The 25214-nt window shown below is 73.1% G+C and carries 24 protein-coding genes; 7 read left to right on the top strand and 17 right to left on the bottom strand.

Going from position 1 to position 25214, the window contains the following annotated elements; all coding sequences use genetic code 11:
* Window positions 1-13 precede the first annotated feature (13 nt).
* Window positions 14-1195 (top strand): DUF3500 domain-containing protein, encoded by a 1182-nt coding sequence (locus ACZ5K7_RS24770; protein ID WP_468916190.1) that lies wholly within the window; start codon window positions 14-16, stop codon window positions 1193-1195.
* 3 nt (window positions 1196-1198) lie between these two features.
* Window positions 1199-2659 carry a HupE/UreJ family protein gene (locus ACZ5K7_RS24765; RefSeq protein WP_468916188.1) on the top strand — a complete coding sequence of 487 codons (1461 nt, stop codon included), beginning with the start codon at window positions 1199-1201 and terminating at the stop codon, window positions 2657-2659.
* A 103-nt stretch (window positions 2660-2762) separates the two neighbouring features.
* Here ACZ5K7_RS24765 and ACZ5K7_RS24760 read toward each other — a convergent pair whose 3' ends face one another.
* The gene (locus tag ACZ5K7_RS24760; protein ID WP_468916186.1) at window positions 2763-3659 is read right to left on the bottom strand and encodes an SDR family oxidoreductase; all 897 of its coding nucleotides are present in this window, start codon (window positions 3657-3659) and stop codon (window positions 2763-2765) included.
* A gap of 145 nt (window positions 3660-3804) precedes the next feature.
* Between ACZ5K7_RS24760 and ACZ5K7_RS24755 the strand changes: the two genes are divergently transcribed.
* Both ACZ5K7_RS24755 and ACZ5K7_RS24750 read left to right on the top strand, forming a co-directional pair.
* The gene (locus ACZ5K7_RS24755) at window positions 3805-4722 is read left to right on the top strand and encodes a LysR family transcriptional regulator (RefSeq protein WP_468916184.1); all 918 of its coding nucleotides are present in this window, start codon (window positions 3805-3807) and stop codon (window positions 4720-4722) included.
* 32 nt (window positions 4723-4754) lie between these two features.
* The gene (locus tag ACZ5K7_RS24750; protein ID WP_450973403.1) at window positions 4755-5654 is read left to right on the top strand and encodes a LacI family DNA-binding transcriptional regulator; all 900 of its coding nucleotides are present in this window, start codon (window positions 4755-4757) and stop codon (window positions 5652-5654) included.
* Window positions 5655-5828: 174 nt separating this feature from the next.
* On the opposite strand, the gene ACZ5K7_RS24745 is transcribed toward ACZ5K7_RS24750, so the two are convergent.
* From ACZ5K7_RS24745 to ACZ5K7_RS24725, 5 genes are all read right to left on the bottom strand, one after another.
* Window positions 5829-6338, bottom strand: a complete 510-nt coding sequence (locus ACZ5K7_RS24745; RefSeq protein ID WP_351698914.1) for an O-acetyl-ADP-ribose deacetylase — start codon at window positions 6336-6338, stop codon at window positions 5829-5831.
* Complete coding sequence (locus ACZ5K7_RS24740; RefSeq protein ID WP_450973404.1) at window positions 6335-7744, bottom strand: phytoene desaturase family protein; 1410 nt, start codon at window positions 7742-7744, stop codon at window positions 6335-6337. Before ACZ5K7_RS24740 ends, ACZ5K7_RS24745 begins: the two co-directional genes overlap by 4 nt.
* A gap of 86 nt (window positions 7745-7830) precedes the next feature.
* Window positions 7831-8679 (bottom strand): inositol monophosphatase family protein, encoded by an 849-nt coding sequence (locus ACZ5K7_RS24735; protein ID WP_468916179.1) that lies wholly within the window; start codon window positions 8677-8679, stop codon window positions 7831-7833.
* A 142-nt stretch (window positions 8680-8821) separates the two neighbouring features.
* The gene (locus tag ACZ5K7_RS24730; RefSeq protein WP_468916177.1) at window positions 8822-10624 is read right to left on the bottom strand and encodes a gamma-glutamyltransferase family protein; all 1803 of its coding nucleotides are present in this window, start codon (window positions 10622-10624) and stop codon (window positions 8822-8824) included.
* 56 nt (window positions 10625-10680) lie between these two features.
* Entirely contained in the window at window positions 10681-11307 is a 627-nt protein-coding gene (locus tag ACZ5K7_RS24725; RefSeq protein ID WP_468916174.1) for a TetR/AcrR family transcriptional regulator, read from the bottom strand.
* An 83-nt stretch (window positions 11308-11390) separates the two neighbouring features.
* Between ACZ5K7_RS24725 and ACZ5K7_RS24720 the strand changes: the two genes are divergently transcribed.
* On the top strand, window positions 11391-12311 hold the full coding sequence (locus tag ACZ5K7_RS24720) for an SDR family oxidoreductase (protein ID WP_468916171.1): 921 nt from the start codon (window positions 11391-11393) through the stop codon (window positions 12309-12311).
* A 63-nt stretch (window positions 12312-12374) separates the two neighbouring features.
* On the opposite strand, the gene ACZ5K7_RS24715 is transcribed toward ACZ5K7_RS24720, so the two are convergent.
* Together ACZ5K7_RS24715 and ACZ5K7_RS24710 are read right to left on the bottom strand one after the other, a co-directional pair.
* Window positions 12375-13403 carry a zinc-binding dehydrogenase gene (locus ACZ5K7_RS24715; RefSeq protein ID WP_468916169.1) on the bottom strand — a complete coding sequence of 343 codons (1029 nt, stop codon included), beginning with the start codon at window positions 13401-13403 and terminating at the stop codon, window positions 12375-12377.
* Window positions 13404-13452: 49 nt separating this feature from the next.
* Entirely contained in the window at window positions 13453-14430 is a 978-nt protein-coding gene (locus tag ACZ5K7_RS24710; protein ID WP_468916166.1) for an aldo/keto reductase, read from the bottom strand.
* A gap of 239 nt (window positions 14431-14669) precedes the next feature.
* Between ACZ5K7_RS24710 and ACZ5K7_RS24705 the strand changes: the two genes are divergently transcribed.
* Window positions 14670-15578: a helix-turn-helix transcriptional regulator gene (locus tag ACZ5K7_RS24705; protein ID WP_351698896.1), complete on the top strand. Its 909-nt coding sequence runs from the start codon at window positions 14670-14672 to the stop codon at window positions 15576-15578.
* A gap of 129 nt (window positions 15579-15707) precedes the next feature.
* Here the strand turns inward: ACZ5K7_RS24705 and ACZ5K7_RS24700 are convergent, their stop codons facing one another.
* The 9 genes from ACZ5K7_RS24700 to ACZ5K7_RS24660 all read right to left on the bottom strand — a co-directional run bounded on the left by ACZ5K7_RS24700 (window position 15708) and on the right by ACZ5K7_RS24660 (window position 24475).
* A complete protein-coding gene (locus tag ACZ5K7_RS24700) occupies window positions 15708-16325 on the bottom strand; it encodes a sigma-70 family RNA polymerase sigma factor (RefSeq protein ID WP_351698894.1) in 618 nt (205 codons plus the stop codon).
* A gap of 184 nt (window positions 16326-16509) precedes the next feature.
* Window positions 16510-17214, bottom strand: a complete 705-nt coding sequence (locus ACZ5K7_RS24695) for a hypothetical protein (RefSeq protein WP_468916161.1) — start codon at window positions 17212-17214, stop codon at window positions 16510-16512.
* A 118-nt stretch (window positions 17215-17332) separates the two neighbouring features.
* Entirely contained in the window at window positions 17333-17863 is a 531-nt protein-coding gene (locus tag ACZ5K7_RS24690; RefSeq protein WP_468916159.1) for a copper chaperone PCu(A)C, read from the bottom strand.
* The gene (locus tag ACZ5K7_RS24685) at window positions 17860-20118 is read right to left on the bottom strand and encodes a heavy metal translocating P-type ATPase (protein WP_468916156.1); all 2259 of its coding nucleotides are present in this window, start codon (window positions 20116-20118) and stop codon (window positions 17860-17862) included. The genes ACZ5K7_RS24690 and ACZ5K7_RS24685 overlap by 4 nt, the downstream gene beginning before the upstream one ends.
* On the bottom strand, window positions 20118-20378 hold the full coding sequence (locus ACZ5K7_RS24680) for a hypothetical protein (protein WP_468916153.1): 261 nt from the start codon (window positions 20376-20378) through the stop codon (window positions 20118-20120). Before ACZ5K7_RS24680 ends, ACZ5K7_RS24685 begins: the two co-directional genes overlap by 1 nt.
* Window positions 20379-20559: 181 nt before the next feature.
* Window positions 20560-21303, bottom strand: a complete 744-nt coding sequence (locus ACZ5K7_RS24675) for a YcnI family copper-binding membrane protein (RefSeq protein WP_351698884.1) — start codon at window positions 21301-21303, stop codon at window positions 20560-20562.
* A complete protein-coding gene (locus tag ACZ5K7_RS24670; protein WP_468916150.1) occupies window positions 21252-21956 on the bottom strand; it encodes a hypothetical protein in 705 nt (234 codons plus the stop codon). The genes ACZ5K7_RS24675 and ACZ5K7_RS24670 overlap by 52 nt, the downstream gene beginning before the upstream one ends.
* 215 nt (window positions 21957-22171) lie before the next feature.
* Entirely contained in the window at window positions 22172-23875 is a 1704-nt protein-coding gene (locus ACZ5K7_RS24665) for an LCP family protein (RefSeq protein WP_468916147.1), read from the bottom strand.
* Window positions 23876-24112: 237 nt separating this feature from the next.
* Entirely contained in the window at window positions 24113-24475 is a 363-nt protein-coding gene (locus tag ACZ5K7_RS24660; protein WP_468916144.1) for an ArsR/SmtB family transcription factor, read from the bottom strand.
* Between the two features lie 236 nt (window positions 24476-24711).
* Here ACZ5K7_RS24660 and ACZ5K7_RS24655 point away from each other — a divergent pair, with 236 nt between their 5' ends.
* Window positions 24712-24990, top strand: a complete 279-nt coding sequence (locus ACZ5K7_RS24655) for a GlsB/YeaQ/YmgE family stress response membrane protein (RefSeq protein WP_351698876.1) — start codon at window positions 24712-24714, stop codon at window positions 24988-24990.
* Window positions 24991-25214: the final 224 nt, after the last annotated feature.

Below are 25214 nucleotides of genomic sequence, written 5' to 3'. Positions count from 1 at the left end.
ACCTGGGAGTCCCATGAACTCCGTCAGACTCGTGCGCCCCGCCGTGGCCGTCACCGCCTGCCTGAGCCTCGGTGTCACCGGCTGCGCCGCGCTCAACTCGGCTTCGTCCGGTGCGGAGTTGGCCGCCACCAAGGCGATCCCGGCCTCCGCGAGGCACTTCGGGGCCGGTGGCGCCAACACCGCGCAGGTGGTCAAGGCCGCCAACGCCTTCCTGGCGACCCTCTCCGACGAGCAGCGCGACGCCGCGCTCTACAGCTTCGACGACCCGGTCAAGAAGACCGGCTGGTCCAACTTCCCGATTCCGGTCGTACAGCGCAACGGCCTCAAGCTGGGCGACCTCACCGACGAACAGCAGGCGGCCGCCCTCAAGGTCATGAGGGCGGCGCTCAGCAAGCAGGGGTACCAGGAACTCGTCGACATCCGCACGTCCGACGACTATCTCGCCTCACTCCCGAACACCGGCCCCGGTGGCGGTGGCGGTCCCACGGGTACACCCACGGGCACTCCCCCCACCGGCACACCGACGGGCGGTCCGACGGGTCGTCCCGGTGGTGGCGGCGCGAGCTTCGGCTCGGAGTGGTACTACATCTCCTTCTTCGGAAAGCCCAGCACCAGGGGCGAGTTCATGGTCCAGTACGGCGGCCACCACGCGGCGTACAACATCACGTACGCCGGCCGGAACGTGACGATGTCCCCGACGCTGACCGGTGTCGAGCCGATGGAGTTCGACCAGGACGGCGTGCACTACGCCCCGCTCGCGGACAAGCGGGCCGCGAGCATCGCCGCCGTCCAGTCGCTCACCGCCGACCAGTTGGCCGCCGCCGAGATCGACGGCAGCTTCGACGACCTGTATCTCGGTCCGGGCCACGACGGCCCCTTCCCCACGCCCCAGGGCGTACGGGTCAGCGACCTGTCAAGGAAGCAGCGGCGCGCGGTGACGAAGATGCTCGCCACCTGGGTGGACGACCTCAACGAGAAGGCGGCCCGGCGGCTGCTGGCCAAGTACGTCTCCGAGTACGACGAGACGTACCTCGGCTGGAGCGGGGGCACCACCCTCGACAACAACCAGACCTACGTGCGCATCGACGGTCCGTCGGCCTGGGTCGAGTTCTCCAACCAGCCGGGCGCGTCCACCTCGGGAGTCCACCAGCACACGATCTTCCGGGACGAGACCGCCGACTACGGCTGGGAGTGACGCGTGCGCCGACTGCTGCTCGCGCTGCTGGTCGCCGCCGTAGCGCTGGTCGCCGGTCCCGTGCCGGCGGCCGGCGCCCACCCCATGGCGACCTCGGCCGTCCTGCTGGACGTCCACGACGACCGGGTCACCGGCGAGGTCGAACTGCCCCTCGACCGGCTCTCGGTGGCCGTACACCGCGATCTCACCCCGGCCGCCGTCCTCGGGACCGACCGGGCGTTCCTGCACGGGTACGCCGCCCGGCACATCGGTGCCACCGGTGACGACGGGAGGGCCTGGACGGTCACCCTCGGCGCGGGGACGGTCCGCACGATCGACGGAATCCTCCATCTCGTCTACCCCCTGACGATCCGCCCGCCGGACGCCCGTGTCACCGGCTTCCGACTGCGCTACGACGTCATCGTCGAGGAACTCCTCACCCACCAGGTCATCGTCACGGTCGGCTACGACCTGCGGCAGGGCGTCGCCACGTCCGCGGACGCCCGCACCCTGGGCGTCTTCGACTGGGACACCAAGTCCCTGGAGGTCCCCTCGGGCCGGCGGTCCTGGCTGCGCGGCTTTCTGAGCGCCGCCGGGCTGGGCATCAAGCACGTCGGCGAGGGCGCCGACCACCTGCTGTTCCTGCTGATGCTGCTCATTCCGGCCCCCCTGCTGGCCGCCGGGGGCAGCTGGCGCACGGCCGCACCTTCGGCGCGGCGCAGTGTGGTGCGGGTCGTGCACGTGGTGTCGGCGTTCGCGGTGGGTCACTCCCTCACGCTGGCGCTGGCCGCCACCGGGGTCGTCCATGTGCCGTCCCGGCCGGTCGAGACGCTCATCGCCCTGTCGATCGCGGTGTCCGCGCTGCATGCCGTACGACCCCTGGTGGCGCGCGGCGAGGTGCTGATCGCGAGCGGATTCGGGCTGGTGCACGGGCTGGCGTTCGCCTCCCTCATCGGCGAGCTGGGGCTCGACCGGGGTTCCCTGGTGACCACGCTGCTCGGCTTCAACCTGGGCATCGAGCTGACCCAGCTGCTGGTCGTCGCCCTGCTGATGCCGTCGCTGCTGGTGCTGGCCCGCACCAGCGTCTACCCGGCGTTCCGGATCGGGATCGCCGTGGTCGGCCTGGTGTTCTCGGGGTCCTGGATGCTGGAACGGGCGGCACTGACCCCGGCCGACCCGTTCGAGAGCCTCCAGACGTGGCTGGTCAGCCATCCCCTGCTGGTCGCCGGGGTGTTGGCGGCGCTGGCGGGGGTGTCGTGGAGCTTGGCACCACGACCACCGGAGGCCGCGGGGAGGGTTCGCAAAGCCGGGGCCGCCGGGACGCCCCGGACAGCCGGGGCTGCGGGGGCCTCCGGGACTGCCCGGAGTGCCAGGACTGCCGGGACTGCCGGGACTGCCGGAGCTGCCCACACTGCCCGCCCTGCCGGGACTGCCGGGACTGCCCAGACCGCCGGAGCTGCCGGCACCGCCGGGACCAACGGCTGACCGGGGCGCCGCGAGGGCGGGGGCCCGGTGGGGGACGGGGGGGACCGGGGGCGCCGGTTGGCCAGTGGGCCGTCGGCGCCCTCGGGTGGGGCGGGTTCGGGGCTCAGCCGCCGAAGTAGTGGTCCTGGTCGAGGTCGGCCAGGAGTCCCGGCCGGTCGGGCCGCCAGTCGTAACGCTCCCGGGTCACGGTGCTCGACGTCGGGTTGTCGTTGCCGGCGAAACGGATCATCCACCCGAAGTGGGCGGCCGCCTCCTCCGCCCCGAGGGACACCACCGGCAGGCCCAGGCGGCGGCCGATGACCGCCGTGATGTCGCGGAGCGGTACGCCCTCCTCCGCGGCCGCGTGCAGCACGGCACCGGCCGGGGCGGTCTCCAGGGCCTTGCGGAAGAGGACGGCCGCGTCCAGACGGTGCACGGCCGGCCAGCGGTTGGCGCCGTCGCCCGGGTAGCCGGCGACGCCCTTGTCCCGGGCGAGGTCGATCAGGTGCGGGACGAAGGCGTGGTCGCCGGCGCCGTGCACGGAGGCCGAGAGCCGGATCGCGGAGACCCGTACGCCGCGGCCGGCCAGGGCGAGGGCGGCCCGCTCCGACTCCCCGCGGTGTGCGCCGGGCGCCGCGGGGTCGGGTCCGTCCGTCTCGGTGCCGAGGCGGCCCGGGGTGAGCAGGCCGGTCACGGAGCTGATGACCAGGGGGCGGCCGGAGTCGGCGAGGGCGTCGCCGAAGGCCGCCAGGGCCGCGAGTTCGGTGCGCAGGGCGCCCGGCAGGTCGGAGAAGTCGTGGTTGAAGCCCGTGTGAACCACCCCGTCCGCCGCCCTCGCCGCGACCCGCAGCCCGTCGACGTCGTCGAGGTCGCCCCGGTGCACCTCCGCACCCGCCTCCTTCAGGGCCGCCTCGGCCACGTCCGAGCGGGCCAGGCCGAGCACCTGGTGCCCGGCGCCGAGCAGTTCGCGGACGACCGCGCTGCCGATGAACCCGGTGGCGCCGGTGACGAACACACGCATGAGAAATCACCTCACGGAGAGTGAATGTGCTGGGATGACTCCAGCCTGCGTCCGGCCTGGGGCCGGGGTCCAAGACCCGTTCCGCACCCGGTGATGACCGTCCGGTCATGACCGCAGCTCACGGCGGCCGGAGTAGAGTCGAGGCGTGCCCGATTCCTTCGTACCGCAGGTGGACCTGGAGCTGCGCCTGGTGCGCTACTTCACCGTGGTCGCCGAGGAGTTGCACTTCGGCCGGGCCGCCGACGCGCTGCATCTGGCCCAGCCGTCGCTGAGCCGGCAGATCCGGCGTCTGGAGCGGGAGCTGGGCGTCCGGCTGCTGGACCGCACCCCTCGCGGCACCCGGCTCACCGAGGCCGGCGAGACCTTTCTGCCGCAGGCCAGGGAGCTGCTGCGCAGCGCCGCCCGGGCTGCCGCGAGCGCGCGCTCGGCCGCCGCGCACGGCCCGTTCACGGTCGGGTACACCACCCACCAGATCGTCACCCCGGCCGTCCGGGACCTCCGCCACCGCCACCCGGAGGCCGACGTCCGCACCCTGCACGTGGACTGGAACGAACCGCGCGACGCGCTGCTCGACCACCGGGTCGACGTGGTGGTGACCCGGTTCCTGTTCACCGCGGACGACTTGGACATCACGCTGCTGTACGACGAGCCGCGCGTGCTGCTGGTCCCGCTCGGCCACCGGCTGGCGGGCAAGGAGTCGGTCACGCTCGCCGACTTCGCCGACGAGCCGCTGCCCCGTTTCACCGGCGCCGACCGGATCGGCGCGAATCCCGCCGGTCACACCAACCTGGGCGCCCTGGTGGACACGCTGGAGGACAAGCTGGAGCTGGTGGCGAGCGGTGAGGTGGTGTCGCTGGCGCCGGCCGGCTTCCGGGGCAACCTGCGGCCGGACATCGTCGTCGTACCGGTCGTGGACGCGGATCCCGTCCAGGTCGTCCTGGCCACCCGGGCCGGCGACCGGCATCCCCTGCTGCCGGCGTTCCGGCGCGCGGCCGAGGCCCATCTGGTCCCGGTCGACCCTGCCTGGACCGAAGGGCCGGAACCGAGGATCGGGGCCGGGTGATGAGTGGGTCGGGCAGGGTCACGCTGAACGACGTGGCCGCCGCCAGTGGTGTCTCGCGTGCCACGGTCAGCTTCGTCCTGAACGACGACCCGCGCCAGTCCATCTCGGCCGCCACCCGCGACCGGGTACGGCAGGCGGCGCGCGACCTCGGCTATGTCCCGCACGGGGTGGCCCGCGCGCTGCGCGAGGGCAGTTCCCGGGTGGTCGTCCTCGACCTGGACCGGGGGCTGGAGGGCAACTACTCGCGCAGCTATGTGCGCGGCCTGGACGATGAACTCGCCGCCCACGGACATGTCCTGCTGGTGCGGCACGGTCGGCACTCGGCGGAGGCGACCCGGCAGGTGCTCGACGCGATCACCCCGCGTGCCATGATCCGGTTCGCCGAGCCGTATCTGACCGGTCACGACCTGGAGGACCGGGGCGGCGGCTGGAAGGACGGCCTCGCCGCGCACGCGGCCCTGCAGATCCGGCATCTGGCCGAGCACGGGCACACCCGGATCGCGCTGGCCCTCCCTGAGGAGGACTCGGCGCCGGCCCGGGCCCGGCGCCGGTTCGCCGAGCACACCGCGCACAGCCTCGGCCTGCCGCCCCTGGTCCCGGTCACGGTGCCGCGTCCGAGGCGGGCGGGCACCGGCGCGGTCGCCGGGCTGCGCGCGGCCCACCCGGACGTCACGGCGGTCGCCGCCTTCGACGACGACCTCGCCCTGCGCACCCTGACCGCCCTGCACGACCTGGGCCTGGCCGTCCCCGGCGACATCGCGGTGATCGGCTACGACGACACCGAGTACGGCGAGTTGAGCACCCCCGCCCTGACCACCGTGCACATCGACGCGGAGGCCCATGGCCGGCTCGCGGCGCGCACCGCGCTGGGGCTGGACTCGGCGGGCCTGGTACCGGTCCCGGCGCGGATCATCGTGCGGGAGTCGGTGTGAGCGCAGCCGCGCAGCGGACCGGGGCGCCGGAGACGGTGTGCGCGTGCGCTCCCCCGCAGCCGTCCCGAGAGCGGCGGCTGCGGTGAACGCCCGCGCAGCCGTCCTGAGCGCCGGAGCAGACGTCAACACCCACGCAGCCGACCTGAGCACCGGAGTCGGTGTACGGACCCGCGCTCAGGTCAGCTGCGCGGCGAACGCCTCGTAGGCCCGCTCGTCGAAGAGCACGAACCGGACCTCCTCGACGGCCGTGTCCGCCTCCCGGACGGTCGCCACGGCGATCCGGGCGCCGTCGTCCAGCGGCCAGCCGTAGATCCCGGTGGAGACGGCGGGGAACGCGACCGTGCGGGCGCCGAGTTCGTCGGCGCGCTTCAGGGACTCGCGGTAGCAGGAGGCCAGCAGCTCGGAGCGGTCCTCGCTCGGGGAGTGGACGGGTCCGACGGTGTGGATGACCCACTGGGCGTCGAGCTCGCCGGCGGTGGTGGCGACCGCCTGGCCGGTGGGCAGGCCCTTGCCGTAGTGCCCGGCGCGGAGCTTGCGGCAGTCCTCCAGGATCGCCGGGCCGCCGCGCCGGTGGATGGCGCCGTCGACGCCTCCGCCGCCGAGCAGGGAGGAGTTGGCCGCGTTGACGATCGCGTCGGCGGTCTGCTGCGTGATGTCGCCCTGGACGAGCGTGATGCGGGTCATGACTGTCTCAGCCTCCTCCACACGGCCTTGGCCGCGTTGTGCCCCGACATGCCGTGTACCCCAGGTCCGGGCGGGGTGGCCGACGAGCAGATGAAGACGGCCGGATGCGGGGTGCCGTACGGGAACAGGGAGAGCTTGGGGCGCAGCAGGATCTGCAGGCCGGAGACCGCACCGGTGCCGATGTCGCCGCCGACGTAGTTGGCGTTGCGGGCGGCGAGTTCGGCGGGTCCGGCGGTGGCGCGGGCCAGGACGCGGTCGCGGAATCCCGGGGCGAAGCGCTCCAGTTGACGTTCCATCACATCGGTGAGGTCACCGGTCCAGCCGCTGGGCACATGGGCGTACGCCCAGAAGACCTGCTTGCCCTCGGGGGCGCGGGAGGGGTCCACGACCCCGGGCTGCACGGTGATCATGAACGGCCGGTCGGGGGCGCGGCCCTCGCGGGAGGCGGCGCGCAGGGCGCTGCCGATCTCCGCGCTGTCCGCGCCGATCTGCACGGTCCCGGCCCGACGGGCCTCCGGCGCCGTCCACGGAACCGGCCCGTCGAGCGCGTAGTCGATCTTGAAGACGCCCGGGCCGTACCGGTAGTCCTCGTAGTAGTTGCCGAGGCCGGCGATACGGGCGAGCGCGGTCGGCGAGGTGTCGAAGATGTACGACCGGGCGGGCGGCAGGTCGTCGAGGCGCTTGACCTCGTAGTCGGTGTGGATCGCGCCGCCGAGGTCCTTGAGATAGGCGGCGAGCGCGTCGGAGATGGCCTGCGAGCCGCCCCGGGCCACCGGCCAGCCGCGGGCGTGTGCGGCGAGCGCGAAGACCAGGCCGACGGCGCCGGTCGCGATGCCGCTGAGCGGGGCCATGACATGGGCGACGAGGCCGGCGAAGAGGGTTCTGGCCCGCTCCTCGCGGAAGCGGTGCAGGAGCAGGCCGGCGGGCGGCAGCCCGACCAGGCCGAAGCGGGCGAGGGTGACCGGGTCGCGGGGCAGCGCGGTCAGCGGCAGGGACATGAAGTCCCGTACCAGGGTGTCCCACTTGGGCAGGAACGGCTCGACCAGCCTGCGGTAGGTGCCCGCGTCGCGCGGTCCGAAGGAGGCCGCCGTCTCGGCGACCGAGCGGGCCAGTACGGCGGCCCGGCCGTCCGGGAAGGGGTGGGCCATCGGCAGCTCGGGGTGCAGCCACTCCAGGCCGTAGCGCTCCAGGGGCAGGGCGCGGAACGCGGGCGAGTTGATGCCGAGCGGGTGCGCCGCGGAGCACGGGTCGTGCCGGAAGCCGGGCAGCGTGAGCTCCTCGGTGCGGGCGCCGCCGCCCACGGTGTCGCGCGCCTCGAAGACGGCGACGGAGAAGCCGCGCCGGGCCAGCTCCACGGCGGCCGTCAGGCCGTTCGGCCCCGCCCCCACCACGACCGCATCGAGCATCGACGGCACCTTCGCACCCCTTCGTCAGCCGATTGGCCACTCGGGTTCAGGATATGCCGGAGGACTGACACCGCCCTCGTCCGGGGTTACCAGTGGGGGTTCTGCAGCAGGTCCACCACCCGGTGGGCGGTGGCCGCGTCGCGGGCCGCGGTGAACGGCAGGGTGTTGCCGCCCGTGATCCGGAACGGCTCGCCGGCCAGGGTGAGGTGGGCGCCGCCCGCCTCCTCGACCAGCAGCAGCCCGGCCGCGTGGTCCCAGGCGGCCTCCCAGGAGAACGCGGTCGCGTCCAACTCCCCCCGGGCGACGGCGAGATACTCCAGGCCCGCAGAGCCGCAGGCGCGCGGGGCGACGCCGTCGACCCACAGGGCGAACAGCGCGCGCTTCTGCGCGTCGGTCGTGTAGTCCGGGTGGGAGGTGGCTATCCGCAGGTCCCGGCCCTCCGCGGGCGGCCCGGCGTGCAGCCGTACGCCGTCCAGGAAGGCGCCCTTCCCCCGTACCGCCGTGGCGAGTTGGCCGCGGGCCGGGGCGAAGGTCCAGGAGGCGAGCAGGGCTCCCCGGTGGGCCAGCGCGACCAGGGTGCAGAAGCCGTCCTCGCCGCGCACGAACTGGCGGGTGCCGTCGACCGGGTCGACGATCCACACCGGCGCGTCGCCCTGGAGCGCCTCGTACGTCTCCGGGTCCGCGTGCACCGCCTCTTCGCCGACCACGACGGAACCCGGCAGCAGGGCGCCCAGCGCCCCGGTGAGGTACCTCTCGGCGAGCCGGTCGGCGTCCGTCACCAGGTCGTGCGGCCCGCTCTTCTGGTCGACCTCGTGGTCGGCGAGCCTGCGCCAGCGGGGCAGGATCTCGGTCCGGGCGGCCTTGCGGATGGCGTCCTCGACGTCACCGGCATGCTGAAGGAGAAACTCGTCGATGGTCTCCGTTGCTTCGATCATGCCTCCATGAGAGCACGCGTCACTGACAATCCCCGCCGCTCAGATGTACGGTGCATGGAATCCGGGCGAACAACCGGTGCCGACGATCAGTGGGCGGTCAAGGGACGTACCAGGTCAGCGCCCCGGCAACAGGACGCCGGCGTCAACGCCCCACCGCGTACCCCTGCATCCCGCGCGGATTCGCCCCCGCCGACAGCACCCCGGTCCTCGGGTCCCGGGCCACCGCGCACAGCCGCCCCTCCGACCAGCCCGGTCCGACCGTCACGTCGTGGCCGCGCCGCCGCAGCTCCGCCACCGCCCCGGGGTCCGTCCGCGACTCGACGGTCACGCTTCCGGGGCGCCGTCCGCGCGGGTAGAAGGAGCTGGGGAAGCTGTCGTTGTGCCAGTTCGGGGCGTCGATCGCGCCCTGGAGATCGAGACCGCCGCGCACCTCGCCGCGCAGCGCGACGGCCAGGAAGAAGTGCAGCTGCCACTGGTCCTGCTGGTCGCCGCCGGGCGTGCCGAAGGCCAGCACCGGGACGCCGTCGCGCAGGGCGATCGACGGGGTGAGCGTGGTCCGGGGACGGCGGCCGGGGGTGAGGGAGTTCGGCAGGCCCTCCTCCAGCCAGGCCATCTGGAGCCGGGTGCCCAGCGGGAAGCCCAGCTCGGGGACGACGGGGTTGGACTGGAGCCAGCCGCCGCTGGGGGTGGCCGCGATCATGTTGCCCCAGCGGTCGACGACGTCCAGATGGCAGGTGTCGCCCCGGGTGGTGCCGTCGGCGGCGACCTGCGCGACCGTCGGCTCGCCCGCGCCCAGCGCGTCGAAGGCGCCGCTCCGCGCGGCCTCCACGCGCGCGTGCCCGGGCAGCCGGGGCACGCGTCCGCCGGGGCTGCCGGGCCGCAGCTCCTCGGAGGCCTTCGCGCCCACCAGGCCGCGCCGCCCGGCGTTGTACGCGTCCGAGAGCAGTTCGGCCAGTGGCACCTCGGTCGCGTCCCCGTACCAGGCCTCGCGGTCGGCCATGGCGAGCTTGCAGCCCTCGATCAGGAGGTGCATGTAGTCGGCGGAGCCGTACCCGGGCAGATCGGACAGCTCGGGCGGCAGCAGGGCGAGCTGCTGAAGGAGGGCAGGGCCCTGGCTCCAGGGACCCGCCTTGCACACGGTCCAGCCGTTCCAGTCGTAGGACACCGGGGTCTCGTAGCTCGCGGACCAGCCGGCCAGGTCGGCGGCGGTGAGGGTGCCGGCGTGCCGCTCGCCGCTGGTGTCCATGGTGGGGCGGGCGGCCTGCCGGACCAGGGCCTCGGCGACGAAGCCGGTGCGCCACACCTCGCGGGCCGCGTCGATCCGCGCCTCCCGGTCCCCGGCGCCCGCGGTCTCGGCGAGCAGCCGCTTCCAGGTGGCGGCGAGGGCGGGGTTGCGGAACAACTCGCCGGGCCGGGGCGGACGGCCGCCGGGCAGGTAGAGCTCCGCCGACGAGGTCCACTCGGTCTCGAACAGCTCCCGTACGCTCGCCACCGTCGCGCCGACGTTCTCCACGGGCGGGTGCCCGTGCTCGGCGTACCCGATGGCGTACGCCAGGATCTCCTCCAGCGGCTTGGTGCCGTGGTCGCGGAGCAGGAGCAGCCAGGCGTCGAAGGCGCCGGGGACGGCCGCGGCCAGCGGGCCGGTGCCGGGGACCAGATCCAGGCCGAGCCCCCGGTAGTGGGCGACCGTGGCGCCGGCCGGGGCCACGCCCTGCCCGCACAGCACGCGTACCTCGCCACCGGCCGGGGCGAGCAGGATCGGTACCTCGCCGGCGGGCCCGTTGAGGTGCGGCTCGACCACGTGCAGGACGAACGCGCCCGCTACGGCCGCGTCGTAGGCGTTGCCGCCGTTCTCCAGGACCGCCATCGCCGACTGGGAGGCCAGCCAGTGCGTGGAGGACACCATGCCGAAGGTGCCCTGGAGGGTGGGTCGGGTGGTGAACATGTGGGCTCTCACCTCGCTGTTACGCACATCGGCCGGTCGGATCTACGCTCCGGACACTATCGATCGTCCTGGGCTCCTTCCCACGCTCCGGCCGGCTGGAGGGGTCCGGCCGCGCGCTGACCGCCCGCGGTCACGGCCTTGAGCGCGTCCAGTGCCTCCCGCATCAACTGCGACAGCTCGTGTTCCTCGTCCGCCGCGACCCAGCGGTGGAAGCCGACCTTGAAGAGGGCGACCCCGGCTTCGGCGGCCAGGCTGGCGTCCGGTTCCGCGACGCCGTGCCGGCGCAGGGCGTCGGCGAGCGCGGCCGAGGTCGCGGCGAGCTTGATCAGGTCGCGCTCCTGGAGCTCGGGGTTCGACATGATCACAGCCTGCCGGGTGCGGACGAAGTCGCGTTGGCCGGCGAGCATCTCGGCGATCTCGTCCAGACCCACGGCCAGGGCGTCGATCGGGGCCATGGACGCCAGGGCGCCGGAGACCGCCCCCACGAACCGGTCCTGGAACTCGCCGGCGGTGGCGAACAGCACCTCGCGCTTGTCGGCGTAGTGGTTGAAGAAGGTCCGCTCCGTGAGCCCGGCGTGCCTGGCGATCTCCGCCACGGTGGTCTGCTCGTAGCCGCGCTCGCTGTAGAGCTCCAGCGCCGCTGCCGCCAGGCGCCCGCGTGCGTTCGGCTGCCATCTACCCATGGGCGGATCCTACGTGATTTCAGTGACTGCAATCGGGTGTTAAGGTCGATTGCAGTCACTGAAATCAATGGTTGGGGTTTCCCATGCGCATCTTTGTGACCGGCGCGTCCGGTTTCATCGGCTCCGCTGTCGTTCCCGAGCTCATCGGCGCGGGGCACCAGGTCGTCGGGCTCGCCCGCTCCGACGCCTCCGCCGCCGCGCTCACCACCGCGGGCGTGGAGGTCGTCCGCGGCACCCTCGACGACCTTGAGGTGCTGCGGGACACGGCCGCCGCGTCGGACGGGGTGATCCACCTCGCCTTCCACGGCGAGCGCGCGTTCACCGGCGATTACCAGGGCGCCGCCGACGCCGATCGCCGCGTCGTCGACACCTTCGGCGATGCGCTCGCCGGCACCGATCGCCCCCTTGTCCTCGCCACCGGCTTCATCGGCTTCCCGACGGGGCGCACGGTGACCGAGCAGGACGCGCCCGCCGTCGACGGCTCGCCGTACGTGATCCGGTCGGCCACCGCCCAGGCCGCGCTCGCGTTCGCCTCGCGCGGCGTCCGCTCATCGGCGGTGCGGGTCTCTCCGACCGTCCACGGCGAGGGGGACTACGGCTGGGTGCCGCACCTGGTCGCCACCGCCCGTGCCAAGAACGTCTCGGCCTACCTCGGCGACGGCGCCAACCGCTGGCCGGCGGTCCACCGTCTCGACATCGCCCGGCTGTTCCGCCTGGCCGTCGAGAAGGCGCCCGCCGGATCGGCGCTGCACGGCGTCGCGGAGGAGGGCGTGGCGCTCCGCGACATCGCCACGGCGATCGGCCGCCACCTCGACGTACCGGTGACCTCCGTGGCCCCCGAAACGGCGGAGGAGCACTTCGCCTGGCTGAGCCCCTTCATGAGCCTCGACGTCCCGGTGTCGAACACCCTGACCCGCGAACTGCTCGACTGGCAGCCCACCCACCCCGGCCTGCTCGAGGACCTCGCCGAGGGCCACTACTTCCACGCCCCCGCCACCGCCTGACCGGCTCCGCACGAGGTTCTGCCTCGACAGCTGCCCGAGCATCCTGCCCCTGGGCCCCGCCTGTCAGGGGGTGACGAGGGCCTTGAGGACGTGACGGTCGGCCATGGCCCGGTAGGCGTCCGGCGTCCGGTCGAGGGCGAACGTCCGGTCGAAGACGCGGCCGGGAGCGATCGTGCCGTCCAGGACGTCGGGCAGCAGTTTCTCGATGTAGGCGCGGGCGGGGCTGATGCCGCCGGTCAACGTGATGTTGCGCATGAAGGAAGCCGGCCCGATCGGCCCCTGCTCGTACTGCGGTGCACCGAGCCGGCTGACGGTGCCGCCGTCGAGGACCGCGCCCAGGGCGGTGTCGAGGGCCTGGCGGGTTCCGACCGCCTCGATCACCTTGGACACGCCGCCGGTCAGCTCGCGGATGCGGGCGATGCCCTCCGCACCGCGCTCGGCGACGACGTCGGTGGCGCCGAACTCCCGGCCCAGTTCGGTGCGCGCTTCATGGCGGCCCGCGAGGACGATCCGCTCGGCACCGAGCCGCTTCGCGGCGATCACCGCGCACAGGCCCACCGCGCCGTCACCGACGACCAGCACCGCGTCCCCGTGGGCCACGCCGGCGGTGACCGCTCCGTGGTGACCGGTGGTCATCACGTCCGACAGTGCCAGCAGGGACGGGAGCAGCGCGGAGTCGGCCGCCACCGGCAGCTTCACCAACGTGCCGTCGGCGTACGGGACGCGGACGGCCTCGCCCTGTCCGCCGTCGACGCCGTCGAAGCCGTACCGGCCGCCGTTGCGGCACGAGATGTGCAGACCCCTGGCACAGTAGACGCAGGTGTTGTCGCTGTAGGTGAACGGGGCGACGACCAGGTCACCCGCCTTCAGGCCGGTCACGTCGACGCCGGTCTCCTCGACGACCCCCAGGAACTCGTGCCCCATGGGACGGCCGGTGCCGGTGGCGGGCATCGACCGGTAGGGCCACAGGTCGCTGCCGCACACGCACGAGGCGACGGTACGGACCACGGCGTCGGTGGGCCGCACGATCTTCGGGTCGGGCCGGTCCTCGACACGGACGTCGCCGGCTCCGTACATCACTGCTGCACGCATGAAGGGTGTTGCTCCAAACGGGGAGGTGGGCTGTCACGACGGGGCGGATTCAGCGTTCGAGCATCCGCGCCTGCGCCTCGGAGTGCGTGTCACCCGCGGCAGGCGGCAGGCTGCTGAGCTTGTCGAGCTGCGGGCCGGTCAGCGTGACCGTGTCGGCGGCGGTGTTCTCCTCGACCCTGCTGACCCGCTTGGTGCCGGGAATCGGGGTGATGTCGTCGCCCTGGGCGAGCAGCCAGGCCAGGGCCACCTGCGCGGGCGTGGCACCGACTTCCGCGGCGACGCCCTGCACCTCGTCGGCGATCGCCAGGTTGCGCTGGAAGTTCTCGCCGGTGAAGCGGGGGTTGTCGCGCCGGAAGTCGCCCTCGTCGAACTGGTCGGTGGAGCGGACGGTGCCCGTCAGGAAGCCACGGCCGAGCGGCGAGAACGGCACCAGGCCGATGTTCAGCTCCCGGAGGACGGGCAGGACGCGCTCCTCGATCCCGCGCGTCCACAGCGAGTATTCCGACTGGACCGCGGTGACCGGCTGGATGGCATGGGCGCGCCGGATCGTGTCCGGGCCGGCCTCCGAGAGACCGAACGCCCGCACCTTGCCCTCGGCGATCAGCTCGCGGACGGCGCCGGCGGTCTCCTCGATCGGCGTGCCCGGATCCACCCGGTGCTGGTAGTACAGGTCGATGTGATCGGTGCCGAGCCGCTTCAGGGACCCCTCCACGGCGGCACGGATGTTGGCCGGGCCGGAATCCAGGTTCCAGGCGCCGCCGCCACCGTGGGAGACCAGGCCGAACTTCGTGGCCAGCACCACCTGGTCCCGGCGCCCCTTCAGCGCCCGCCCCAGCAGCTCCTCATTGGTGTAGGGGCCGTAGATCTCGGCGGTGTCGACGAGCGTGACGCCCAGCTCCAGCGCCCGGTGCACGGTCCTGATCGACTCCGCCTCGTCGGTGCCGGAACCGGTGTAGCCGTGGGACATCCCCATCGCGCCGAGGCCGATCCGGGAAACCTCCAGGTCACGAAGTTTGATGTACTGCATCTCGTCCTCTCCCGTCCATTCCCGTCTATTCCCGTCCACGGCGCACCAGGCACCCTCGCTCCCGCCCGGCCGGCCACGTCATGCCTGTGGCGGATCCGGCGGTGTTCCGGGGTGCCGGCGTCCTGCTCCTTCAGCTTCACCCGGATCGCTCCGGTGTGGCAGGGCGGGCTCTTCAGGGGTAACGGCAGGGCCCCCCTCCTGCCCTGCGCGACCGGTGCTGAGCGGGTGAGACTGGGGGCATGCCATCCGAGAGCGCGCGCAGCGAAGGCGCCGAGCTGGGCCGCTACCTGCGCGCCCGCCGCACCCAGACCAGCCCCGGACACGTCGGCCTCACCGTCGGCGCCGGCATCCGCCGCACCCCCGGTCTGCGCCGCGAGGAGCTGGCCACCCTCGCCGGCATCAGCATCGATTACTACGTCCGCCTGGAACGCGGCAAGGAGACCCGGCCCAGTCCCGCCGTCCTCGACTCGCTCGCCCGCGCCCTGCACATGGACGACCAGGAACACCAGCACCTGCGCGAACTCGCCGCGCGCGCCGCCCGCTACGCCCCGGAGCCGCCGCCCGCGCCCGGCCGTACCGTGCGCCCCCACCTCAGGCTGCTGCTCGAATCCCTGCGCCCGAACCCGGCCTACGTCATCAGTCGCAGCATGGACATACTCGCCTGGAACCCCGGCGGCCTCGCCCTCTACGCGGGCCTGGACGACTGGCCCGCCACCCAGCGCAACCTGGCCCGCTACCTGTTTCTGCACCCGGCGGCCCGCGGCCTCCTCCCCGACTGGGACCGGCGGATCACGGCCTGCGTCGGCCGCCTGCGCGCCATCGCCGGCACCGCCCCGGACGCCCCCGACCTCACCCACCTCGTCGGCGAACTCCTCCTCAAGAGCCCCGACTTCGCGGGCCTGTGGGAACGCTACGAGGTGGCCGGACGCAAGCCCGCGCACAAGACGTTCCTGCACCCCCAGGTCGGGGCGGTCACCCTGACCACGCAGTCCCTGCACGTCGAAGGCACCCCCGGTCAGCGCATCGGCGTCTACACCGCCGAACCCGGCAGCCCCGACCACGACGCCCTGCTCCTGCTCGACATGACCGCACCGCGGCCGGCGGAACGTCCCGCTCCCGCCCCGAGAGCCACCGGTCCGCGGCCGTAGGCCACTTCGGGCACGTGCCCTACGGCCGTTGCCTCACCGGCCCGTGACGCGACTCCACGCACGGGCCCCGGGATGTCATGGCTCCTGGTCGCCCCAACCCCCTGGTCGGGGGCCGGGGCGAAACGGGGCTCAGGCCGCCGTCGGCACCGCGGCTCCCTCGGCCTCCTCCAGCAGGTCCGTCAGGGTCGCCCGGGCGCGGGCCACGCGGGAGCGGACCGTACCGACCGGGCAGCCGCTGACCTCGGCCGCCTCGGCGTACGGGAGGCCGAGCAACTGGGTGAGGACGAACGCCTCCCGGCGCTCGTCGGGCAGCGCGGCGAGCAGATCCTGCAGCGCGATGCCGTCGTCGAAGCCGGGCAGGCCACGGGGCTGGGCCCGTTCGACGGCCAGTTGCCAGTCCGGTTCGCCGGACGGCCGGGGCCGGGCGGCCGCGTGACGGTAGCTGTCGACAACCGCCCGGCGGGCGATGGACAGCAGCCATGCCCGTGCCGAGGAACGGCCCTCGAAACGATGCAGGCTGCCGAGCGCGCGCAGGAAGGTGTCCTGGGCGAGGTCCTCGACGGCCTGGGGGTCGCCGCACAAGTGGGCGACGTACCGCAGGACATCGCGATGCAGAGCGCTGACGAAGTCCTCGACGGCGCCGGGGTCACCGCCTCGGGCGGCCAGCGCACAGGCGGTTGTCGACTCGTCGGCGGATGCCGGTCCGTCCGTATCGCGGTGCGCATCAAGCAGGGCAGAGGTGATCACCTGGTGTCCTTCTCGGGATCCGTGATCCGGACCGGCGCGCGCGACGGCGCGAGCGGTCCGGTGAGGGGGAGGCGGCCCTACGGCGCGTCGGCGCTACGGCGTGGATGATGCCGCTACGACGCCTGCGCGGGCGTACGGCCGGGGCCCGAGGCGCACTGGTGCGGCCTCGGGAATCCAGCTGTCTCTAGACGACAGCCGTCCCCGCCGGAGGCCCCCGGGAGGTGATCGCGTGGACGAGAGGACGAAGGCTCGGCGTCCGGTCCGAGCGAGGGCGGCGCGGGCGGACCCGCCGCCGGTCGGGCGCGGGAGGCAGCGCCAGCAGCAGCCGTAGCGGCGCGGCCAGCCGTCCGGCCACGGCCCGCAGGATGCGGAAGGCGGCCTTCTCGCCGTACGCGAGCCACAGACCGGTCAGGAGCGCGGCGAGCAGGTGGGCAGCGAGCATGCCGTACGACGAGCCTGCGCCACCCGTCGAAGGCCCCATGTGCCCCATGTGATCCATGTGCACCATGCGGCTCATGCTCATGTGGCCCATGCCGTCCATGGCGTCCATCCGCATCGACCCCATGCCCATGGAGCCCATGCCCACGGACGCCATGCCCATGGACGCCATGCCCTTGGACGCGGTCCCGCCCGATGACGCCTGTGCGAGGGAGAACGCCTCGTGCAGTACGGCCTGGGCGACGACCACGACCGTCACGATCAGGGGCGACCCGCGTTCCCGGCCCGCCAGACACCAGCCGGCGGCACCCGTTCCGGCCAGGCCGGCGGCCAGCGCCCAGGCGGGCACGTGGCTGCCGGACATCAGGACGTGGCCCAGGGCGGCGAGCAGCACGCACACGGCCGCGAAAACCGCGGTCCGTAGCGTGCGAGAACACCACCCTGCTGTCATGGCGCCTCATCCTCGCATCCGGCCTCGGGTCGTCATGTGGGGGTACGGATGTCCGACGGGGACCCCACTCACCCCACGGAGTGTGATCTGGACCACGTCGGCGCCCGGACCCGGCCGGTCACGACGTCGGCCGGACCACCACCGCGAGGGTCCTGACCGCTCCGCTGTGCTCGAAGTGCAGTGTGAACGACACCAGGTCGCCCGCCCGCAGGGGGTCCTTGGCCGTGAGCGTGACATCGAGGCCGCCGGGAGACATGGCCAGTGTGCCGCCCGCGGGGACGGTCGTCGAGGGCACGTCGGCCCTGGAAGCGGCGGAGCCGCCGACCATGCGGGGGCGGCCGAGGGCGAGTTCCCCGCTCGCGGCGGAGGAAGTCGCCTTCACCAGCCGGTCGTCGGCCCCGCCGCCATTGGTGACGTCGAAGAACGCGGCGGTGTTCCTGTTGTTCCCGTACGGCAGGAAGACCCGCCCGTTCGACACGGCGATCCGGGGCGGGCTGCCCGCCTTCCCGGCCGTGACCCATGCCGTCAGGCCCCCGAGGGCGAGGCCGACCGCGGCTACCGGCGCGATGGCGGCCGACAGGGTGTCGGCGAGCCGGCGGCGGGTCGGCCGCCAGAGGGACGGTGGGGGTGGTGCGGGCGGTGTGGTCATCGCGGACGCCTCCGGGCGACGGGAGCGGGCGAGGACGGCCGGCCGCGCAGCCGCAGGCTGTTGGTGACGACCAGCAGCGAGCTGCCCGACATCGCGGCGGCCGCCACCATCGGGTTGAGCAGGCCGACCATGGCGAGCGGCACGGTGACGACGTTGTAGCCGAAGGCCCAGACGAGGTTGGCGCGGATCGTGCCCAGGGTGCGCCGGGCCAGCCGTACCGCGTCCGCGAGGGCCTCGATGTCACCGCGGACGAGGGTCACGTCGGCGGCGCCGATGGCCACGTCGGTGCCGCTGCCCATGGCGATGCCGAGGTCGGCGGAGGCGAGTGCGGCGGCGTCGTTCACGCCGTCGCCGACGAACGCGACCCGGTAGCCCTGCTCCTGGAGGTCTCGTACGAGGCCGGCCTTGTCCTCGGGGGTGCAGCGGGCGTGCGCCTCGTCGATGCCGAGGGATTTCGCGACGGCCCGGGCGGGTGCCTCCCGGTCGCCGGTGGCGAGCACGGGCCGGACACCGAGCCGCCGCAGCCGGTCGACGGCCCGGTAGCCGCCGGGCCGTACGGCGTCTCCGACCTCGACCAGGGCCTCGGCCACCCCGTCCACCCACACCAGCACCGGCGTGTGCGCGGCGGCCTCGTCCACCGTCAGACCGGTGGGCAACTCGTCCTCCGGGGCCAGGACTTCGACCAGCCGGCCCTCGACCCGGCCGCGCACGCCCCGTCCCGGCAGCGCGCGGAACTCCGCCACCCCGGGGAGCGGTTCGCCCAGTTCCCGCCGGGCGTACGCGGCGACGGCACGGCCCAGCGGATGCTCCGAACCCTGCTCGACGGCCCCCGCCAGCCGCAGCGCCGCCGCCCGGCCGAGTCCGTCCGGTACGACGGTGATCCGGGCGACGCTCATCTGGCCCGTGGTGAGGGTGCCGGTCTTGTCCAGGACGACGACGTCGAGGTGCTGGAGCCCCTCCAGGGCCTGCGGACCGGTGACGAGAACGCCCAGTTGGGCGCCGCGCCCGGTGGCGGCCATCAGCGCGGTCGGGGTGGCGAGGCCCAGCGCGCAGGGGCAGGCCACGACCAGGACGGCGACGCACGCGGTGACCGCCGCCTGCGGATCGGCCCCGGCGCCGAGCCAGAACCCGAGCACCGTGACGGCCAGCGCCAGGACGACGGGCACGAAGACGCCGGCGACCGAGTCGGCCAGCCGCTGCGCTGTCGCCTTGCCGGCCTGCGCCTCGGTCACCAGGCGGGTGATCCGGGCGAGCCGGGTCTCCGCGCCCACCGCGGTGGCGCGTACGAGCAGCAGCCCACCGGCGTTGACGGCCCCGCCGACCACCGCCGAGCCGGGCCCCACCTCGACGGGTTCGGTCTCCCCGGTGACCAGGGACAGGTCCACCGCCGAACTCCCCTGTGCCACCTCGCCGTCGGTGGCGATCCGCTCGCCGGGCCGTACGACGAAGATCTGTCCTGTGGTCAAGTACTCGATGGGGACCAGCCGTTCGTCGTCCCCGTCCCGCACGGCGACCTCCTTGGCCGCGAGCCGGGCGAGCGACCGCAGCGCCGCCCCGGTCCCCCGCCGGGCGCGCCCCTCCAGGTACCGTCCGGCGAGCACGAACAGCGGTACGCCGACCGCCGCTTCGAGGTAGATGTGGGCCACGCCGTCCGAAGCGGAGGGCACCGGGCCGAACGGCATCCGCATCCCGGGATCACCGGCGCCGCCGAGGAAGAGCGCGTACGCCGACCAGGAGAAGGACGCGACCACGCCCAGCGAGACCAGCGTGTCCATGGTGGCCGCGGAGTGCCTGAGGCCCCGTACGGCCCTGGTGTGGAACGGCCAGGCACTCCACGCGGCGACCGGCGCCGCGAGCACGAAGCACAGCCACTGCCAGTCGCGGAACTGCAGCGCGGGCACCATCGACAGGACGAGGACGGGCAGCGCGAGCAGGGCGGTGAACACCAGCCGCTCACGCTCCTGCCGGGCGGCCCCGGGTTCCTCGTGCGCCGCCTCCCCGCGCCGCTCGTTCTCCTGCGGCGGCTCGGGGAGGGCGGCCGTGTACCCGGCCTTCTCGACGGTGGCGACGAGTTCGCCGGGGCCGATGTGCGACGGATGGCTCACCCGGGCCCGCCCGGTGGCCAGATTGACGCTCGCCGTGACCCCGTCCAGCTTGCCGAGTCGCTTCTCGACGCGGGTCACGCAGGCCGCACAGGTCATGCCCTCGACGGTCAGGTCGGTGGTCACGAGGGCCACCACCGGGTCGGTGCCCATCAGTTGCCACCCCCGTGCAGGTTTCCCATGTCACCCATATCGCTCATACCGCCCGACCCGCCCCCGACCGAGTTCGTGCCCGGGTCGGCATCGGTGCCGTGTATGCCGGGGGCGACGGGCCCGGTGGCGGCTCCGACGGCGTACGACACCGTGCAGATCAGGGCCAGCAACAGAAGGAAGCCACAGAGCGCGGGCGGCGGGGCCGGCGTGCGCGGTGCCGGCGTGCCCGCGCCGGCGGAGGAAGGCAGGGACTCGTCCATCACGGGTCTCCAGATCGCGTCGTACGGCCCGGCCGGATCGGGCCGTGCCGCCTCAGTAGTCGGAGCGGACGGCGCCCGGGTTCCGGGGCAAGCGGGTGACGGGCACCCCATGGGTGCCGGGCCGTGTCGACGGGGCGGGCGTCGCCCTGCCGGCCGGAACCCCCGCCGGCAGGGTGGACGCTCACTCCCCGCGGGGCCCGGCGCCCGGCCGGCCGCGCACGACGGCGTATCCCCCCGCGGCCAGTCCCAGCACGCCCACGATCAGCCCGGCGCTGCCGAGGCTCCGGGCCGTCGAGTCACTGCCGGCCGCGGTCGGGGTGGAGGTGCCGGTGGTCTTCGGGGCCGCGGCCGCGGCGGCCGTGGCGCTGTCGTCGTCGGCGCCCTTCGCGGTGAGCTTGATCGTCGGGGCCGGGTTCTCCGGCTCCTCGCCCCCGCTCCCGGCCTCCTCGATCCAGCGCACGACCTTGCCGTCGGAGTACGTCTGCAGCGTCTTGAACGTCAGCTCACCGGCGTCCTCGGGAAGCTGCCCGAAGGCGACGTCGAAGTCCTCGAACTGACCCGCCCCGATCTTCCCGCCCGTCCAGGTGATCTCGGAGGCGGCCTCGGTGATGGTCCCGTCGTCCGTCTTCACCGGCGTCTTCAGCTTGGTCGTGGTCACCTTGGCGGTCCAGCCGTCCCGCGGGGACACCAGAACACCCAGAACCGGATGGTCGGTGGGCAGGAACACCTGCACCTTCGTGGTGGAGGCCGCATCCTCCTCGTTGGGCACCCGGAAGGTCAGCACACCGTCCGTGGCCCCCTTGGCATAGCTCTCGGGATGGACGGTGACATGCGCGGAGGCGACACCGGCGGCGGCAAGGAACCCGGCGGCGGTCAGGGCGGTGACGGCGCCGGCACGGCGCAGGGTGGTGCGTGTCGTGGACATGAGTGAGTGATCTCCGTGCTGAGGAAGGGATGTCGGGGTCGGACGGCGTACGACATCCCCGTCGGCGGCCCGCGCCGGTGCACGGCGTACCGCAGCCGCGTCGGCCGCGTCCTGTCGGGGGCGGCCCGGACCGTCACCGGAACCGGAGCCGGCTGTCCGCCCCACAGCCCGCGTTCCCCCTGCCACCAGGCGACGAGCCCCGGCACGAAGACGACCGCACGCCGCAGCAGCGACCACAGCGCGGCCTCCCCGCGCCGCAGCCACCAGGTCAGCAGCAGGGCCGCTCCGAGGTGAGCGGCGGTCGAGTGCGGGGTGAGCGCGTGGGCGTGGGCATGGACGTGGGTATGGGCGTACGGCGCCATACGCATGCCCTGCATGCCGTGCATGGTCGTCCCGAGGTGCGGCCGTACCGCGTCGAACACGAGGTGCAGCCCGCCCTGCGCGGCCAGCGTCCCGCCTCCGATGCCGGCCAGCGACCGCTCCCGGCCGCCCAGCAGACAGCCGGTCACGAAGACCGGCACACCGCCGGCGACCTGCGTCCACACCGGCGGTGCCGCGCCCATGGCCAGCACATGGGCTCCGACGGCGAGCAGTACGCACAGCACGGCGAACACCGCCGCGCGCAGGCTCCGCACCGGGAGGGACACGCTCATGCCCGCCGATGCCGCCACGCGGTCCGAGGACCTCCCGCCCTGCGCCCGCATGTCACCACCGCCCGCGTCCTACCTGGTCAACCTGCCTTCTCCTTACGAGTCGGATGCGGGCGCCGTTCAGTTCCCGGGACCTTCCCCGCGCGGGAAGCAGCGGTGCCCCGGAGAGCGGGACGGGTGGTGAACCGCGTCCCTCCCCTTGTCCTGTCCCTGTTGCCCTATCCCTCGTCCGAGTCGGGCTTGCCGCTCGCCGCCGCGTACGCCTGGGCCGGTGTCATCGCGACCCCGTTGAGGCTGACGGTCTTGTAGGGGCTGACCTTGGCGCAGGTCTTGGAGTCGTCGGCGGTCGAGGCGTTGGCGTTGGAGACGGCGGCCTTGGTGTCGCCGGAGCTGGCCGGGTAGCTGGTGCCGGTCGTCCAGTCGCTGCCGATGACGAGGGTCACGCCGGTGCCGGTGCCCTGCTTGATGTGCGAGCTGGGCACGTCCAGGGCCTTGGCGACGGTCTGCGCCTCGGCCTTGTCACCGCTCCCGTAGGTCACGGTGGTCGTGGTCGCGGAGCTGGGCGCGTTGGCCGTGCTCGTACCGCTGCTGAAGCCCTGCGAGATCAGCGAGTTCGCGATCGCGGAGGCGCGGCCCGTGATGTCGGTGCCGTTCTCGACGGTCACGGCGATCTGGGCGGCGGGCACGGTCGAGGTGGTGGCCTTCGGCTTCGCGGTGGCCGCGGCGGCCGACGACTTCTTGCCGGAACTGGTGGTCAGCGACTGGTCGTTGGCCATGGTGGCGAACAGGTCCTTGGCGCCGTCGCCCACCACCACGCGGTTGCTGTTGGCCGGGTCCGGGGCGGTCTGCATGGTGGTGAAGGTCATCCGCTTGGTGGGGACCTTGTTGACGTCCGCCGCCAGCGATATCAGCTTGTTGACGCTGCCGAGTTCGTCGTCCACGGTGAGCGCCTTGGTGGCGGCGTCGGCGAGCTTGTAGACCGCGGTGGGGTCGGTGAGGGTGCCCGCGCTCTTGAACTTGCGGATCATCGCGCTGAGGAAGATGTGCTGGGAGACGGTACGGCCGAGGTCGCTGCCGTCGCCGAAGCCGTGCCGGGAGCGGACGAACTCCAGCGCGGCCTCGCCCTTGAGGGTGTGGGCGCCCTTGGACAGCTTGAGGTGCGAGTAGGTGTCGTACACGTTGGAGTTGACGCAGACGGAGACACCGCCGACCGCGTCGGACATCTTGACCACGCCTGAGAAGTCCAGTTTGACGAAGTGGTCGATGGTGATGCCGGTGAGCTGGTGGATGGTGTCGACCTGGCAGGCGGGCCCGTACTCGAGGGCGCTGTTGACCTGGCCGTAGTAGCCGGCCGTGGACTGGCCGCTCGCGCTGTCCTTGCAGGCCGGCACGTTGACCATGGTGTCGCGGGGGATGCTCATGACCGTGGCGTTGGAGCGGTCGGCGGATATGTGGACGACCATCTCCACGTCCGCGTTGCCGTTGCCGGTCTGTACGCCGGTCTCCTTGCAGCCGCCGCCGAGCTTGCAGTCCGCGGTGCTGGTACGGCCGTCCGAGCCGATCACCAGGATGTTGATCGGGGTCCGGCCGAACGCGTCGGCCTTCTCGGTGCCGCCCTTGCCGTCGAGGGAGACGCTGTTGATGTTGCCGTTCAGGTGCTGGTAGAACCACCAGCCCGCGCCCGCCGTGACCAGGACCAGGACGGCGGTGACCAGGCCGACGATCTTCAGCGCCCGCCTGCCGCGGCCCGGCGGCTTGGCCCGTCGGGACCCTCTGCCGCCGCGGGATCTGGCCGCCTGCCGGGCCGCGGCGCGGCCACCGGTCGGGCGCGCCCCGTCGGGCAGGGGGCCACGCTGTCCGGGCACCCGGTCGGTGCGGCTCCGCGTGGCCTGCCCCCCCGGGCCGTCCCACGGGTCGGTCATCTTCCACTCCCATGAACGGGTCGGGCCCAGGGACAGTACGGTCGTCCCGTACGCGGCGGTGTACGGGCAGGCGTGAGATGGGCCCACTTGGGTTGCGTGATTGCGCAATCTAACAAACCCACAGCCCGAGCAGCACGGACCCCGCTCGATTTCACAGGTGAGTGATCTCATGGAAACGCCCGGGCACCCCCGTGGAACCGCAGGAGTGCCCGTGCCGTCAGGTCCGCTCCGGCGCGCTCAGACCCCGGCCTCGCGCAACCGGCGCACCGGCGCAGGAACTTGGTGCGAGCGGGCGGTGAGCTGGCCGACGGTCACCCGCACCACGGTCACGATGTCCGGATCGTCCACATAGTAGATCTGCCGGCGCCCCTCCCGGCGGGACCGCACCAGACCGGCGAGCTTGAGCTTGGCCAGGTGCTGACTGACCGCGGGCAGGGCGCCGCCGACCCGGTCGGCGAGGCAGGTCACGTCGCTCTCGCCCTGGGACAGCGCCCACATGAGGTGCAGCCGGGCCGGCGAGGCGAGCAGCCCGAACACCGCGGCCGCCTCCGTCAGCACCCCGCCGGAGGGGTCCGTGGCTCCACCGATGTCGTCCCCCACAGCCCGCTCCCTCCCTCACAGTCGTCGCACAGAAGTGCACTCAGTGTAGGCGTTCGATCACTGCCCCCCGCAGGGCCTCCCCGCAATGTCCTCCACGTGTTCTCCGCATTGTCATGAGCGGGTGACAGATCATCGACGGCTCGGCGTCAGGCACCCCGGGTGGTCTCCCCCGTTCATAAGCTTGCGCAACAAGGCAACTGAGCAAGGCATCACCCCGTACCGGGAGGACAACGAACGTGGGCATCATCAGCTGGATCATCCTCGGCCTCCTCGCCGGAGCCATCGCCAAGGTCCTGCTGCCCGGCCGTGACCCGGGCGGCCTGATCGGCACCACCCTGATCGGCATCGCGGGCGCCTTCGTGGGCGGCTGGCTCTCGGCCCGCTTCCTCGACCGCCCGGTGGAGAAGCAGTTCTTCGACCTCTACACCTGGGGCGCCGCGATAGCCGGCTCCCTGGTCCTCCTCGTCGGCTACCGGCTGTTGTTCGGCAACTCGCGCGACCGCGCGCGGCGGTGACTCCGGTCACCTTCCAGAGGCGGGCCCAGTCACGACATTCCGGAAGTACGGGGACCGTGGCCACACGACATTCCGGATGTACGGGGACGGGCCCGCGGACCTTGTCAACAGGGCGTAAGTGCCTGCCGCGCAGGCAAGACGCCGATTCCACTTCCACCCCACAGGGACTCGTGTGACACTGGCGTCCCGTCCGCAGCGTGGACACCTCGGCACACCGTCCCCCA

It is taken from the genome of Streptomyces sp. NPDC031497 (assembly GCF_055580905.1).
Note: the sequence above shows the minus strand (reverse complement) of the source record. Positions and strands in the feature narration are given on the sequence as shown.

What these genes read in the sequence shown, in the direction of transcription:
- ACZ5K7_RS24740 (WP_450973404.1), bottom strand. Translation starts at nt 7,744, where the DNA reads ATGCTCGATGCGGTCGTGGTGGGGGCGGGGCCGAACGGCCTGACGGCC.
- ACZ5K7_RS24725 (WP_468916174.1), bottom strand. Translation starts at nt 11,307, where the DNA reads ATGGGTAGATGGCAGCCGAACGCACGCGGGCGCCTGGCGGCAGCGGCG.
- ACZ5K7_RS24735 (WP_468916179.1), bottom strand. Translation starts at nt 8,679, where the DNA reads ATGATCGAAGCAACGGAGACCATCGACGAGTTTCTCCTTCAGCATGCC.
- ACZ5K7_RS24665 (WP_468916147.1), bottom strand. Translation starts at nt 23,875, where the DNA reads ATGACCGACCCGTGGGACGGCCCGGGGGGGCAGGCCACGCGGAGCCGC.
- ACZ5K7_RS24715 (WP_468916169.1), bottom strand. Translation starts at nt 13,403, where the DNA reads ATGCGTGCAGCAGTGATGTACGGAGCCGGCGACGTCCGTGTCGAGGAC.
- ACZ5K7_RS24685 (WP_468916156.1), bottom strand. Translation starts at nt 20,118, where the DNA reads ATGGGCACCGACCCGGTGGTGGCCCTCGTGACCACCGACCTGACCGTC.
- ACZ5K7_RS24670 (WP_468916150.1), bottom strand. Translation starts at nt 21,956, where the DNA reads ATGAGCGTGTCCCTCCCGGTGCGGAGCCTGCGCGCGGCGGTGTTCGCC.
- ACZ5K7_RS24760 (WP_468916186.1), bottom strand. Translation starts at nt 3,659, where the DNA reads ATGCGTGTGTTCGTCACCGGCGCCACCGGGTTCATCGGCAGCGCGGTC.
- ACZ5K7_RS24695 (WP_468916161.1), bottom strand. Translation starts at nt 17,214, where the DNA reads ATGACAGCAGGGTGGTGTTCTCGCACGCTACGGACCGCGGTTTTCGCG.
- ACZ5K7_RS24770 (WP_468916190.1), top strand. Translation starts at nt 14, where the DNA reads ATGAACTCCGTCAGACTCGTGCGCCCCGCCGTGGCCGTCACCGCCTGC.
- ACZ5K7_RS24705 (WP_351698896.1), top strand. Translation starts at nt 14,670, where the DNA reads ATGCCATCCGAGAGCGCGCGCAGCGAAGGCGCCGAGCTGGGCCGCTAC.
- ACZ5K7_RS24745 (WP_351698914.1), bottom strand. Translation starts at nt 6,338, where the DNA reads ATGACCCGCATCACGCTCGTCCAGGGCGACATCACGCAGCAGACCGCC.
- ACZ5K7_RS24675 (WP_351698884.1), bottom strand. Translation starts at nt 21,303, where the DNA reads ATGTCCACGACACGCACCACCCTGCGCCGTGCCGGCGCCGTCACCGCC.
- ACZ5K7_RS24690 (WP_468916159.1), bottom strand. Translation starts at nt 17,863, where the DNA reads ATGACCACACCGCCCGCACCACCCCCACCGTCCCTCTGGCGGCCGACC.
- ACZ5K7_RS24680 (WP_468916153.1), bottom strand. Translation starts at nt 20,378, where the DNA reads ATGGACGAGTCCCTGCCTTCCTCCGCCGGCGCGGGCACGCCGGCACCG.
- ACZ5K7_RS24710 (WP_468916166.1), bottom strand. Translation starts at nt 14,430, where the DNA reads ATGCAGTACATCAAACTTCGTGACCTGGAGGTTTCCCGGATCGGCCTC.
- ACZ5K7_RS24720 (WP_468916171.1), top strand. Translation starts at nt 11,391, where the DNA reads ATGCGCATCTTTGTGACCGGCGCGTCCGGTTTCATCGGCTCCGCTGTC.
- ACZ5K7_RS24730 (WP_468916177.1), bottom strand. Translation starts at nt 10,624, where the DNA reads ATGTTCACCACCCGACCCACCCTCCAGGGCACCTTCGGCATGGTGTCC.